The organism is Streptomyces sp. MS06 (genome assembly GCF_047200655.1).
Lineage (GTDB): Bacteria > Actinomycetota > Actinomycetes > Streptomycetales > Streptomycetaceae > Streptomyces.
Genome location: NZ_JBJZOJ010000022.1, coordinates 38,868 through 50,255, shown reverse-complemented (window position 1 = coordinate 50,255; position 11,388 = coordinate 38,868). Strand labels below are relative to the sequence as shown.

15 protein-coding genes are annotated in these 11,388 nt (G+C 73.9%); 8 read left to right on the top strand and 7 right to left on the bottom strand.

Annotation, left to right across the window (positions count from 1 at the left end; translation table 11 throughout):
- Positions 1–68: 68 nt before the first annotated feature.
- The 3 genes from ACL02U_RS14425 to ACL02U_RS14415 all read right to left on the bottom strand — a co-directional run bounded on the left by ACL02U_RS14425 (position 69) and on the right by ACL02U_RS14415 (position 1,730).
- Entirely contained in the window at positions 69–362 is a 294-nt protein-coding gene (locus ACL02U_RS14425) for a hypothetical protein (RefSeq protein ID WP_412791194.1), read from the bottom strand.
- A gap of 14 nt (positions 363–376) precedes the next feature.
- On the bottom strand, positions 377–601 hold the full coding sequence (locus ACL02U_RS14420) for a hypothetical protein (RefSeq protein WP_412791193.1): 225 nt from the start codon (positions 599–601) through the stop codon (positions 377–379).
- A gap of 337 nt (positions 602–938) precedes the next feature.
- Entirely contained in the window at positions 939–1,730 is a 792-nt protein-coding gene (locus ACL02U_RS14415; RefSeq protein WP_412791192.1) for an MBL fold metallo-hydrolase, read from the bottom strand.
- Positions 1,731–1,826: 96 nt separating this feature from the next.
- Here ACL02U_RS14415 and ACL02U_RS14410 point away from each other — a divergent pair, with 96 nt between their 5' ends.
- The 3 genes from ACL02U_RS14410 to ACL02U_RS14400 all read left to right on the top strand — a co-directional run bounded on the left by ACL02U_RS14410 (position 1,827) and on the right by ACL02U_RS14400 (position 4,208).
- Positions 1,827–2,435 carry an ABATE domain-containing protein gene (locus tag ACL02U_RS14410; RefSeq protein WP_412791191.1) on the top strand — a complete coding sequence of 203 codons (609 nt, stop codon included), beginning with the start codon at positions 1,827–1,829 and terminating at the stop codon, positions 2,433–2,435.
- A gap of 187 nt (positions 2,436–2,622) precedes the next feature.
- Positions 2,623–3,279, top strand: a complete 657-nt coding sequence (locus ACL02U_RS14405; RefSeq protein WP_412791190.1) for a trimeric intracellular cation channel family protein — start codon at positions 2,623–2,625, stop codon at positions 3,277–3,279.
- 68 nt (positions 3,280–3,347) lie between these two features.
- Entirely contained in the window at positions 3,348–4,208 is an 861-nt protein-coding gene (locus ACL02U_RS14400; protein ID WP_412791189.1) for a thioesterase family protein, read from the top strand.
- A gap of 384 nt (positions 4,209–4,592) precedes the next feature.
- Here the strand turns inward: ACL02U_RS14400 and ACL02U_RS14395 are convergent, their stop codons facing one another.
- On the bottom strand, positions 4,593–5,219 hold the full coding sequence (locus tag ACL02U_RS14395) for a TetR family transcriptional regulator (RefSeq protein WP_412791188.1): 627 nt from the start codon (positions 5,217–5,219) through the stop codon (positions 4,593–4,595).
- Positions 5,220–5,349: 130 nt separating this feature from the next.
- Here ACL02U_RS14395 and ACL02U_RS14390 point away from each other — a divergent pair, with 130 nt between their 5' ends.
- The 3 genes from ACL02U_RS14390 (at position 5,350) to ACL02U_RS14380 (ending at position 7,088) form a co-directional block, all read left to right on the top strand.
- A complete protein-coding gene (locus ACL02U_RS14390; RefSeq protein ID WP_412791187.1) occupies positions 5,350–5,517 on the top strand; it encodes a hypothetical protein in 168 nt (55 codons plus the stop codon).
- 68 nt (positions 5,518–5,585) lie between these two features.
- Positions 5,586–5,852, top strand: a complete 267-nt coding sequence (locus ACL02U_RS14385; RefSeq protein WP_412791242.1) for a DUF4190 domain-containing protein — start codon at positions 5,586–5,588, stop codon at positions 5,850–5,852.
- 66 nt (positions 5,853–5,918) lie between these two features.
- Entirely contained in the window at positions 5,919–7,088 is a 1,170-nt protein-coding gene (locus ACL02U_RS14380; protein WP_412791186.1) for a cysteine desulfurase family protein, read from the top strand.
- Positions 7,089–7,270: 182 nt separating this feature from the next.
- Here the strand turns inward: ACL02U_RS14380 and ACL02U_RS14375 are convergent, their stop codons facing one another.
- Complete coding sequence (locus ACL02U_RS14375) at positions 7,271–7,957, bottom strand: N-acetylmuramoyl-L-alanine amidase (protein ID WP_412791185.1); 687 nt, start codon at positions 7,955–7,957, stop codon at positions 7,271–7,273.
- Positions 7,958–8,017: 60 nt separating this feature from the next.
- On the opposite strand from ACL02U_RS14375, the gene mnmA reads away from it, so the two are divergent.
- Complete coding sequence (mnmA, locus tag ACL02U_RS14370; protein WP_412791184.1) at positions 8,018–9,148, top strand: tRNA 2-thiouridine(34) synthase MnmA; 1,131 nt, start codon at positions 8,018–8,020, stop codon at positions 9,146–9,148.
- Positions 9,149–9,281: 133 nt separating this feature from the next.
- On the opposite strand, the gene ACL02U_RS14365 is transcribed toward mnmA, so the two are convergent.
- Together ACL02U_RS14365 and ACL02U_RS14360 are read right to left on the bottom strand one after the other, a co-directional pair.
- Positions 9,282–10,064 carry an alpha/beta fold hydrolase gene (locus ACL02U_RS14365; RefSeq protein ID WP_412791183.1) on the bottom strand — a complete coding sequence of 261 codons (783 nt, stop codon included), beginning with the start codon at positions 10,062–10,064 and terminating at the stop codon, positions 9,282–9,284.
- 56 nt (positions 10,065–10,120) lie between these two features.
- On the bottom strand, positions 10,121–10,444 hold the full coding sequence (locus ACL02U_RS14360; RefSeq protein WP_412791182.1) for a DUF427 domain-containing protein: 324 nt from the start codon (positions 10,442–10,444) through the stop codon (positions 10,121–10,123).
- Positions 10,445–10,658: 214 nt separating this feature from the next.
- Here ACL02U_RS14360 and ACL02U_RS14355 point away from each other — a divergent pair, with 214 nt between their 5' ends.
- A complete protein-coding gene (locus ACL02U_RS14355; protein ID WP_412791181.1) occupies positions 10,659–11,357 on the top strand; it encodes an SDR family oxidoreductase in 699 nt (232 codons plus the stop codon).
- The last annotated feature ends 31 nt before the right edge of the window (positions 11,358–11,388 follow it).

Here is an 11,388-nt window from a genome sequence, read left to right as displayed (position 1 = left end):
ACCCCCGCCCCGCCCGGATGACGGCGCGGCGGGGTTCGGCGTCGGGCCGGTGGTCTGCCGGAGACCGCTTACGGGACGGACCCTTGTGCCCCCGTCGTCGTCAGGTCCTGTTTCAGCGGAGCCAACAGGGGCGACAGGTCTTCGAGCTCCTCCAGGTTCCACAGGTCGGTGAGGATTTCGCCCCGGTCCGTCGACGACGCCACACGGTCGAGGTTCCCACGCAGTTTCGCCGAGACCTCGTCATCGGACAGCGGGTCGTGCGGGTCGCCCCGTGAGAAGTCGCGCTCCCGGCACGCGACTTCCCCGCCCCGGAGCGTCACGGATATACGGCACGGTGTCGCCGGAGGGAACTTCCGAGTCATCGCCGGACCCTCCCTCACCTCGATCCTTCGACGCCCCAGACGGCGCTGCCCGACCCGGCCCCCGGTCCCATGGTCATGCGGCGGAATTCGTTCAGGAGTTCCCGGTCCGCCGTCGAGGCGCAGATTCCCGCGTAGGAGTCGATGACGCTGCGCTTGATCGTATGGAGGTCCTCTTCGCCGAGGTGTCTGTCGGCGAGTCGCTGCGTGTACCGTGCCAGCTCGCTCTCCAAGTCCGCCATGTCATGTTTTTAGTGACCTTCCGTTGAAGTCGAACCCAGTGGCCGACGGCCGGGTCCGCTGTTGCGGTCGCGTTTTGCCGCAGTTGCCGACAGGCCCTGACCGTCTGTGTGTCAATCGCCGTCGGATATGTGCGAGGCGGCTTCGGCGGGTCAATTTCCGGGGTTTTGCGAAAAGGCCGGCGCGTGGGCTTCGCCGCTCGCCTGCTGAGCTTGAACGAGTGATGTCGGGGTCGTCCGCCTGACACGAGCCGGTCGGCTTCGGTGGCCGTGATGCTGTGAGGTACGCGCAAGGTGGAAGGCCGCGGACCAGCCCGTCGACCGGTGGACGGAGGGTGTCTCAGGCGCGCCCGATCCACTCCCGGTCCAGGCGGTCGGTCAGGCCGGCGGCGGCAAAGGCGGCCTCCAGCTCCTTGCGGCCCTCGGTGAAGTGGGCCCAGCTGTCGTGGTGGGCGGGGACAACGCGGCGGGCACCGAGGATCCGGGCGGCCTCGGCGGCCTGTGCGCTGTCCAGGACGATCGGCAGGCCGTCGAAGAGCATGGGGAAACGGGGTGCTCCGGCGAACAGCACCGCGGTGTCCACCGGGCCGAAGCGCTCGGCGATCTCCTTGACCACGTCGAGCGAGGCGTTGTCGCCGCTGACGTAGACCGTGGGCAGTCCCTCGCCCGTCAGGACGAAGCCGACGACTTGGCCGCAGAACGGCTCGACCTCCTCGCGGGACCCGGGGCCGTGGACGGCGGGCGCGCCGGTGACGGTGACGGTGCCGCCGCCCGGTCGCTCCAGGTCGATCGACTCCCAGTCGGCGAGGCCCCTGGCCTTCGCCCCGAGGCGCTCGCCGCCGCCGGGGGTGGTGAGGGTGAGGGGGACGTCGGCGAGCATCGCGCGGCCGGAGGTGTCGAGGTTGTCGGGGTGCTCGTCGTGCGAGAGCAGGACCACGTCGACGGGGCCGACCTCGGCGGGCGTGATGGCGGAGTCGGCGGTCTTGGTCAGGGTCGGGGCGCCGGGGGTGGCGTAGTCGCGGGGGCCGTCGAACGTCGGGTCGGTCAGAAAGCGCAGGCCGCCGTACTCGAACAGGGCGGTCGGGCCGCCGAAGACGCGGACCGGGAACTGCAGGGCGTCGTGCTGGGACATGACGTCTCCTCGTTTCTCACGCATACCAAGCATTTTTTCCGTGACTTCAACCATAGGGAGGTCTCACGGAAAAATGCAAGCGCTACCATGAGTGGCATGGATGAGGCCCTGCCCGACCCCGTCGCGAAGACCGTCCTGCCGCCGGCCCCGGGTGCCGAGCGCTACCGCTCCCTGGACTTCGCCGACACCGCCGCGACCCTGCCGGCAGGTCAGGGCTACGACCTGCTGGCCGCACCCGAGTGCGCCGTGCGCTGGCTCATCGCGCACCACCTGACCACCCCGGACGTGCAGCTGTACGAGGTGTGCGCCCAGCGGATGCGCACCCTGCGCGGACACGTCCGGGCCCTGTTCGCCGCACGCGTCGACGGCACCACCCCGCCCGAGGAATCCCTGCGCGCGGTGAACGAGGCCCTGGTCTCGGTACCCATCGCACCCCTGCTCGCCTGGGACGGCGCCCAAGGGCTGCGCCGTATGCAGGCCCACCCCACCGACCAGGCCGTCAACCACGCCCTCGCGACCCTGGCAGCCGACGCCGCCGACCTGCTCACCGGCCCGGACGCCGACCTCCTGGCAGCCTGCGGCTCCGCTCCCTGCGACCGATTCCTCCTGCGCACACACGGTCGGCGCCACTGGTGCTCCACCCGCTGCGGAGACCGGGCCCGCGCCGCCCGCGCCTACGCCCGCCGCAGCGGCGCCGCGAGCTGAAGCTGCATCATCACGCGAAGCAGTTGCCGACGAGCCCATCCGACGGCCCTCCTCTGCGGGCGAGGTGGGGACGACACCCTCCCCCCGCACCCGAATCGGCGAAACCCCGGCTCGGCCGTCCCCGGAAGGGATCCGCGCCTGTCGGCGTTCGGTCGGGAGGGGCGCGCCGCCGGGCGAGAATGGTCGGGTGTACGACCAACTGTTCAACCCGTCCGTCCAGCACACGCTCGACCTGATCGGCATCTTCGTCTTCGCCATCTCCGGCGCGCTGCTGGCGGTCCGGAAGAACTTCGACGTGTTCGGCATCGCCGTCCTCGCCGAGGTGACCGCGCTGGGTGGCGGGCTCTTCCGCGACCTCGTCATCGGGGCCGTGCCGCCGGCCGCCTTCACCGACCTGGGGTACTTCGTCACGCCGCTGTTCGCGGCCGTGCTGGTGTTCTTCCTGCATCCCCACGTGGAGCGCATCCAGGTCGGCGTCAACGTCTTCGACGCAGCCGGACTGGGCATGTTCTGCGTCGCCGGGACGACCAAGGCGTACGACTACGGGCTCAGCCTCACCTCGTCGGCGACCCTGGGCCTGGCCACCGCGGTCGGGGGCGGTGTGCTGCGCGACGTGCTGGCCAACGAGGTGCCCTCGCTGCTGCGCTGGGACCGCGACCTGTACGCGGTCCCCGCCATCGTGGGTGCCGCCATGGTCGCCGTCTTCATCCGCTACGACCTGCTGACCCCGCTGGCCACCGCTCTGGCCGCGGTGACCGCCTTCTCGCTGCGCCTGCTGGCGATGCGCTTCCACTGGCGGGCTCCCCGGGCGTGGAACCGGCGCTCCACGGTGCGGGAGGAGTGAGCGCGCGTCCCCGACCCTACGACCGATCAAAGCTACCGCTTAGTATTTTTCCGTTGTACCGTTCGGTCATGCCAGAAGCAGCTTCCGCGGCGGCCCCGCGCGCCGCCATCGGCCACAGCGAGTTCGACCGGGACACCGCCCTCACCCGCCGCGCCCCGGACGTCTACGACATCGACCTCTCGGCCGGCTGGACGATCATCAGTGCCGTCAACGGCGGCTATCTGCTGGCCGTACTCGGCCGCGCCCTCGCGGACGCCCTGCCGCACTCCGACCCCTTCACCGTCTCCGCGCACTACCTGACCGCGTCCCAGCCCGGCCCGGCCGTCGTCCGCACCGACGTCGTCCGCACCGGCCGCACCCTGTCCACCGGTCAGGCCTCGCTGTTCCAGTACGACGAGGACGGCGCCGAGGTGGAGCGGATCCGCGTCCTCGCCTCCTACGGCGATCTGGCCGCGCTGCCGGACGACGTCCGCACCACGGCCGAGCCGCCCGCGCTGCCGCCGATCGAGCAGTGCTTCGGACCCGCGGACGGTCCGGCGCCGCTGCCCGGCAGCTCCGCCATCACCGAGCGCCTGATGCTCAAGCTCGACCCGGCCACCCTCGGCTGGGCGCTCGGTCAGCCCTCGGGCAACGGCGAGATGCGGGCCTGGTTCGGTCTGGCCGACGGCCGCGACGCCGACCCGCTGTCCCTCCTGCTCGCGGTGGACGCCCTGCCCCCCACCGCCTTCGAACTGGGCCTGTCCGGCTGGGTGCCGACCGTGGAGCTGACGGTCCACATCCGCTGCCGCCCCGCCCCGGGCCCGCTGCGCGTGGCCGTCACCACCCGCAACCTGGCCGGCGGCTTCCTGGAGGAGGACGCCGAGGTGTGGGACGAGGCGGGCCGCCTGGTGGCGCAGTCCCGCCAGCTCGCCCGGGTCAGGCTCGGCTGAACGGCCGGCGGCCCGGCCGGGCCGCCGACCTTCCCTGGGGGCCGCGGTCAGGCGTGCCGCGCTCGGTGCGTGGCACGGCCGGTGCGTGGCGCGGCTCTCCCGGTCCGCGCTCGGTGCGGGCCGTTCCCGACCGGTGCTGACCGGTCAGACCCGATCGGCCCGGGCCTGACCGGTCCGGGCGCCGCCCAGGCCGCCCGGCCGTCCTCCGCCCGTTCGGCCCGTCCCGGTCGCCTGTGCCGGCCCGGCCCTCCTCCCCGCCCGGCATGCCCGCCCCGCCCGGCATGCCCGCCGCGCCCGGCATGCCCGCCGCGCCCGGTCGGCCCGGGGTCGGCCCGGTGTCCCGCCCCGCCGCCCGGCCGCCCTGAAACCCCCGCGCCGTCCCGGTCAGTCGTGCCAGTGGAGGCGTCCGATGCTGATCAGGCGCATCTGCCGGCGTGCCATCCGGGCGATCCGCTCCCGCTCCGCCTCGGAGCCGTCGAGCGCCTCCAGGAACAGCGAGGCGGTGATCAGCATCTGGTCGACGTACAGGTGGGCGAGCATCAGCAGATCGTCGTCGTTCCAGCCCGCGGACACCGGGTCCGCGGCCAGTTCGTCCTTCACCTCGTCGGCGAACCGCGTCAACTGGTCGTGGATGGCCTGCCGTACCGGCTGCACCCCGCCGTTGCGCTCCCGGGCGATGAAGCGGACGTGTGCGGGGTAAGTGCGCACATGGCGGGCGATCAGGTCCACGGTGCGCGCGATGCGCTCCTCGCTGTCGCCCGCCGTGGACACCGTCGTCCGGATCATCGGGTGCAGACTGCCCAGCGCCTCCTCGACCAGCGCCACGCCCAGGTCCGCCGTGGAGCGGAAGTGCCGGTAGAAGGCGGTCGGCGCCACGCCGACCTCGCGGGTGACCTCGCGCAGGCCCAGGCTGCTCAGGCTCTGCTCGGCCAGCAGGCCCAGCGCCGCGTCCAGCAGCGCCTGCCGGGTCTTCTGCTTCCGGGCCTGCCGGACGCCGAGAGTGTGACTCATACCATGCAGTTAACAACTGTTCTCTGGAATTGGAAAGCCGGGCCGCGCGCTAGACTGAAGTCAGTGAACAAGTGTTACTACAACCGTTCACCGAAACTTCACGAGAGCACTTCGGAGGGGATCTCGTCTCATGCTGTTCCTCGTCGCCGCACTCCTGCTGCTCGGCGTGGTCATGGGCACCGTGGCCCACGCGCCGCTGAGCTTCACGGTGGCCACCGCCGTCGCCGTCGCCGCCTGGCTGGCCGTCTTCGGCCTCCGCGAGCGGCGCGCCCGCCGCCGCCGCACCTCCACCCACTGACGCCGCACGGACCCACCGCGGTGACCACCCAGCCCGAAACTCCGTCCGACCGTCGGGAGCCGACCACCATGCACCTCACCGCACCGGCCACACCGAGCACCGGTACCCGCGACGCCGACGGCATGGCCGTCGCGTCCTTCATCCTGGGCCTGCTGGGCCTGCTCGTCCTCAACCTCTTCCTCGGGCCCATCGCCATCGCGCTGGCCGGCACCGCGCTGTGGCGCGGGACCCGCCGCCCCGCCCGCGCCTACCTGGGCCTGGGCCTCGGCGTCGCCGACCTGGTCCTGCTGCTGGTCTTCATGCAGGTGGACAACACCGTGTCCTGGAGCTTCTAGGGGGCCGCCGCCCCGCGGACTCCGGCCCGGGGGCCGCCCGGAGCGCCCCGTAGAATCGGCGTCACCATGGCTTACCTCGACCACGCCGCGACCACCACGATGCTCCCGGAGGCGGCGCAGGCCCTGACCGCCCAGCTGGGGGTCACCGGCAACGCCTCCTCACTCCACGCGGCGGGCCGCCGCGCCAGGCGCACCGTCGAGGAGGCCCGCGAGGCCCTCGCGGAAGCGCTCGGCGCCCGCCCCAGCGAAGTGGTCCTCACCTCCGGCGGTACCGAGGCGGACAACCTCGCCGTCAAGGGCCTGTACTGGTCGCGCCGCGACGCCGACCCGGCCCGCACCCGGGTCCTCGCGAGCCCCGTCGAGCACCACGCCGTCCTGGACGCCGTCGACTGGCTCGGCGAGCACGAGGGCGCCACCGTCGAGTACCTCCCCGTCGACGGCCACGGCCGCGTCCACCCCGAGGCCCTGCGCGAGGCCATCGCCCGCAACCCGGACGACGTCGCCCTGGCCACCGTGATGTGGGCGAACAACGAGATCGGCACCGTGATGCCGGTCCGCGAACTCGCCGACACCGCCGCCGAGTACGGCATCCCGCTGCACGCCGACGCGGTGCAGGCCTTCGGACAGCTCCCGGTCGACTTCGCCGCCTCCGGCCTCGCCGCCATGACGGTGTCCGGACACAAGATCGGCGGGCCGTACGGCATCGGCGCCCTCGTCCTCGGCCGCGAGCAGAGCCCCGTACCCGTGCTGCACGGCGGCGGGCAGGAGCGCCATGTCCGCTCCGGCACCCTGGACGTCCCGGCCGTCGCCTCCTTCGCGGTCGCCGGCCGGATCGCCGCCGAGCGGCGCGAGGACTTCGCCCGGGAGATCGGCGCCCTGCGCGACCGGCTGGTCGCCGCCGTCCGCGCGGCCGTGCCGGACGCCCTCCTCGGCGGCGACCCCTCGCCCGAGGGACGCCTCCCGGCCAACGCCCACTTCACCTTCCCCGGGTGCGAGGGCGACTCCCTGCTCCTGCTGCTGGACGCCCAGGGCATCGCCTGCTCCACCGGATCCGCCTGCACCGCCGGCATCGCCCAGCCCAGCCACGTCCTGCTGGCCACCGGCACCGATCCGCAACTGGCCCGCGGCACCCTGCGGTTCTCCCTCGGCCACACCTCCACCGAGGCCGACGTGGCGGCCGTGGCGGAGGCCATCGGCCCCGCGGTGCAGCGGGCGCGGGCGGCCGGACTGAGCTGAGGCCGGCCCTCGGGACCGCCGCCCCGCTCCGGCGCCCGGCCCAGCCCCCGGAGGCCCGGAGGGCCCCGGACGCCGGAGCGACGTCGCCGCTCCCCGCCCCGGCCGCCGGTCCCGGCCCGCGGCCGTTCGCCCGCGAGTGCCGTCGGCGGTGTCCTGCGGCCGCGGCCGCCCGCCCGGTGCCGTCAGCGCGGTGTCGGAGCCGGGCTCCGGCTCGCGCCGGTCTCCGCGTGGGCGCCCCGTACCAGGCGCAGATACCGGTCCCAGTCCCAGTACCGACCCGGATCGGTGTGGTCGGCCCCCGGCACCTCGGAGTGGCCGATGAGGTGCTCCCGGTCCACGGGGATGCGGTAGCGCCGGCAGACCGCCGCCGCCAGCCGCGCGGAGGCCGCGTACAGGGCGTCGGTGAAGTCCTCGGGCCGGTCCACGAAGCCCTCGTGCTCGATACCGACGCTGCGCTCGTTGTACTCCCGGTTGCCCGCGTGGAAGGCCACGTCCAGCTCCCGGACCAACTGGGTGACCCGCCCGTCCCCACGGACGATGTAGTGGGCCGCGGCCCGGTGGCCGGGGTCCCGGAACGCGGCGACCGCGCTGCCGTAGTCGCCCTGGGTGACATGCACGACCACCCGGTCCACCGCGTAGTCGCGGGGCCGGTCGGCCCACCGGAAGTTCGCCGGCGACGCAGCCACCCAGCGGGCCCCCGCGAAGTCCACCGCGCCCGCCACCCGCGGCCGCCGCGGCCCGGAGGGCCGCTCCCACGGCAGACGGCCGCCCCTCGCGACCAGCCCCACCGCCCCCGCGGCCACCGCACCGCCGAGCAGCAGATCACGCCGCCGGACCCGCCGTCCCCCGTCCCCGCCCGATTCCCCCACGTGTACGTGAACGCAAACCCGTGGGTTCCGGTTCCCGTCCCCCCGTACCCTGGAAGGGCTATGACTGACACCCCGCAGCGCTCCCGTCCCCTCCGCGTCCTCGCCGCCATGTCCGGCGGGGTGGACTCCGCCGTCGCCGCCGCCCGCGCCGCCGAGGCGGGCCACGACGTCACCGGCGTGCACCTCGCGCTCTCCGCGAACCCCCAGTCGTTCCGCACCGGCGCGCGGGGCTGCTGCACCATCGAGGACTCCCGTGACGCCCGCCGCGCCGCGGACGTCATCGGCATCCCGTTCTACGTCTGGGACCTGGCCGAGCGCTTCCGCGAGGACGTGGTGGAGGACTTCGTCGCCGAGTACGAGGCCGGCCGCACCCCCAACCCGTGCCTGCGCTGCAACGAGAAGATCAAGTTCGCCGCCCTGCTGGACAAGGCCCTCGCCCTCGGCTTCGACGCCGTCTGCACCGGCCACTACGCCAAGGTGGTGACGCAGCCGGACGGCAGCCGCGAACTGCACCGCGCCTCCGACATGGCCAAGGACCAGTCGTACGTCCTCGGGGTCCTGGACGGCCGGCAGCTCGCCCACGCGATGTTCCCGCTCGGCGACACCGTCACCACCAAGGACGAGATCCGCGCGGAGGCGGAGCGCCGGGGCCTGTCCGTGGCGAAGAAGCCCGACTCGCACGACATCTGCTTCATCGCCGACGGCGACACCCGGGGGTTCCTCGACGCACGGCTCGGCACGGCGGAGGGCGACATCGTCGACGAGACCGGCGCCCGGGTCGGCACCCACCAGGGCGCCCACGGCTTCACCATCGGCCAGCGCAAGGGACTGCGTCTCGGCACACCGGCCCCCGACGGGAAGCCGCGGTACGTCCTCGACATCTCCCCGGTGACCAACACGGTCACCGTCGGTCCGGCCGCCTCCCTCGACGTCAGCGCCCTCACCGCGATCAGGCCCCGCTGGTGCGGCGCCGCCCCCGCGGGGCCCGCCGCCTACACCGCCCAGCTGCGCGCCCACGGCGGCGAGACCGGGGTGACCGCCGAACCCGTCGACGGCGGACTGCGGGTCGCCTTCGCCGAGCCGGTCCGCGGGGTCGCACCCGGCCAGGCGATCGTGCTCTACGACGGCACCCGCGTGGTGGGCTCGGCGACCATCGCCTCGACGGACCGGGCGGCGGCCGGGGCGGCCTGAACCCGGCCGCCCGCCGCGGGCAGCCCCGGGCCCCTCGCGATCGGCCGGTCGGGACTCCGGGGTCGGGACTTCGGGTCCGGGACTTCGGGTCCGGGACTCCGGGGTCGGGACTCCCGGGTCGGGGCTCCCTGGTTCAACCCTCCAGGTACTCCGTCAGGATCGGCGCCAGCACGTCCGGGTCCACCATGTGCGTCTGGCCCGGAAGGACCCGGCAGCTGCCCTGCGGCACCGCGTCCGCGACCGCCTCGCCCGCCTCCCGCAGCCAGGCCGGGCTCGCCCCGCCGACCAGCGACAGCACCGGCACGGCGACCGCGGCCAGCCGCTCGCGGGGCAGCCTGCCGTCCCCCATCACCGCGTCGTCGTACGCCAGACTCGGCGCGACGGCCTCCATACCGGCCCACATCGGGGCCTGGCGGGCGCCCCGGATCATGTCCTCGCCCAGGCCGGTCAGACGCAGGAACAGCTCCACCGCGTCCCCGCGCCGGCCCTCCGCGAGCGCCCGGCGCAGGTTCCGCGAGTAGGCGTCCTGCTGCTCGACACCGCCCTCCCGGCGGTCGGCGAACGGAACCTCGTACACGGCCACCTGACGGGCAGGCAGCCCGCTCGCCGCCGCCTCCAGCGCCAGAGCGCCGCCCGAGGAGACGCCGAACAGCGTCGCCCGGCCGCCCACCGCCTCGATCAGCGCGGCCAGGTCCTCGACCTCGCGCGCCACCGCGTACGGTGCCGTGTCTCCGCTCCCGCCCCGGCCCCGGCGGTCGTACACCACGGCCGTGCAGCGCCCGGCGAGCCGCTGCGCCAGGGGCGCCATGGTGCCCGCGGTGGACATCGCTCCGCTCACCAGGATCACCGCGGGCCCCTGGCCGGTCACTTCGTACGCGAGGGACGTGCCGTCCCGTGAAGTCGTCTTCTTGCCCATGCCCGAGGAGACTGCCCTACCGCGGTGGACTCACCGGGCACGACACGTCGACTCGGTCAAGACGCGTCGACGTGGTAGAAGCAGAGGCGGTCCCTGATCTGCGCGACGTCCGCCTTCGGGTCGGGGTAGGCCCACACCAGGTCCGGGGCGTCCGGCAGCGACCAGTAGGACGCCGTGCCCTTGAACGGGCAGTACGTGTGCGTGTCCGACGGGGTCAGCAGGTCCGTCCGCACGTCCTCGGCGGGGAGGTAGTACCGCGGGGGACAGCCCGTCTCCCGCAGCACCAGGGCCCGGTCGCTGTCCGCCAGCACCAGGCCCTCGTGCACCACGCGCACATGCCGGCCGGACTGCTCGATGGTGATCGTGTGTCCATCTGTCATACCCCGGACAGCGTTCGCGGGGCCCGCGTTCTTCCCGAGTACGGGGACCGGCCGGCGCCGAGCCGAGTCCCCCTCGGCCGCCGGTCCTGCCGCCCGCTCCGGCGGCCCGTCTCGGCCGCCCGCCCCGCCGCACGCACGCCGCAGCCGGGGGTCCGCGCCGCGGGCCGCCCTTCCGCGCGGGCCGCGGAACCGTCCGAGCGGCCCTGGTGCGACCATGGCGGGCATGGCAACACATGTGATCACCGGGGCCGGATCCGGCATCGGCGCGGCCGTCGCCCGCCGCCTGCACGCGCGCGGCGACGAACTGGTGCTGCACGCGCGCGACGCGGGCCGCGCCAGGGAACTGGCCGCGACGTACCCCGGGGCGCGGACACTCGTCGGCGACCTCGCCGAACCGGACCGGCTCTCCTGGGCGTTCTCCCACCAGACGCTGCCCGACCGGGTGGACTCCCTGCTGCACATCGCGGGCGTCGTGGACCTGGGCCGGGTCGGCGAACTGACCCCCAGGACCTGGCACCACCAGCTCGACGTCAACCTGATCGCGCCGGCCGAGCTGACCCGGCTGCTGCTGCCCCAGCTCCGCCTCGCCCGCGGGCACGTGCTGTTCGTCAACTCCGGTGCGGGCCTGAACGCGCACGCCGAGTGGTCCGCCTACGCGGCCTCCAAGCACGGCCTGAAGGCCCTCGCCGACTCGCTGCGCCAGGAGGAGCACGCGGCCGGCGTCCGGGTCACCACCGTCTACCCGGGCCGTACCGCGAGCCCGATGCAGGCCAAGGTCCACCAGCAGGAGGGCAAGGAGTACGACCCCGCGCGGTGGATCGACCCCGAGTCGGTCGCCACCACCCTGCTGATGGCACTCGACCTGCCGCCGGACGCCGAGGTCAACGACCTCACGGTGCGGCCGGGCCGGTGAGACGCCCGGCCCGCGTTCCGTAGGCTTCCCG

What these genes read in the sequence shown, in the direction of transcription:
- ACL02U_RS14395 (WP_412791188.1), bottom strand. Translation starts at nt 5,219, where the DNA reads ATGAGTCACACTCTCGGCGTCCGGCAGGCCCGGAAGCAGAAGACCCGG.
- ACL02U_RS14390 (WP_412791187.1), top strand. Translation starts at nt 5,350, where the DNA reads ATGCTGTTCCTCGTCGCCGCACTCCTGCTGCTCGGCGTGGTCATGGGC.
- ACL02U_RS14410 (WP_412791191.1), top strand. Translation starts at nt 1,827, where the DNA reads ATGGATGAGGCCCTGCCCGACCCCGTCGCGAAGACCGTCCTGCCGCCG.
- ACL02U_RS14400 (WP_412791189.1), top strand. Translation starts at nt 3,348, where the DNA reads ATGCCAGAAGCAGCTTCCGCGGCGGCCCCGCGCGCCGCCATCGGCCAC.
- ACL02U_RS14420 (WP_412791193.1), bottom strand. Translation starts at nt 601, where the DNA reads ATGGCGGACTTGGAGAGCGAGCTGGCACGGTACACGCAGCGACTCGCC.
- ACL02U_RS14365 (WP_412791183.1), bottom strand. Translation starts at nt 10,064, where the DNA reads ATGGGCAAGAAGACGACTTCACGGGACGGCACGTCCCTCGCGTACGAA.
- ACL02U_RS14355 (WP_412791181.1), top strand. Translation starts at nt 10,659, where the DNA reads ATGGCGGGCATGGCAACACATGTGATCACCGGGGCCGGATCCGGCATC.
- ACL02U_RS14380 (WP_412791186.1), top strand. Translation starts at nt 5,919, where the DNA reads ATGGCTTACCTCGACCACGCCGCGACCACCACGATGCTCCCGGAGGCG.
- ACL02U_RS14415 (WP_412791192.1), bottom strand. Translation starts at nt 1,730, where the DNA reads ATGTCCCAGCACGACGCCCTGCAGTTCCCGGTCCGCGTCTTCGGCGGC.
- ACL02U_RS14360 (WP_412791182.1), bottom strand. Translation starts at nt 10,444, where the DNA reads ATGACAGATGGACACACGATCACCATCGAGCAGTCCGGCCGGCATGTG.
- ACL02U_RS14385 (WP_412791242.1), top strand. Translation starts at nt 5,586, where the DNA reads ATGCACCTCACCGCACCGGCCACACCGAGCACCGGTACCCGCGACGCC.
- ACL02U_RS14425 (WP_412791194.1), bottom strand. Translation starts at nt 362, where the DNA reads ATGACTCGGAAGTTCCCTCCGGCGACACCGTGCCGTATATCCGTGACG.
- mnmA (WP_412791184.1), top strand. Translation starts at nt 8,018, where the DNA reads ATGACTGACACCCCGCAGCGCTCCCGTCCCCTCCGCGTCCTCGCCGCC.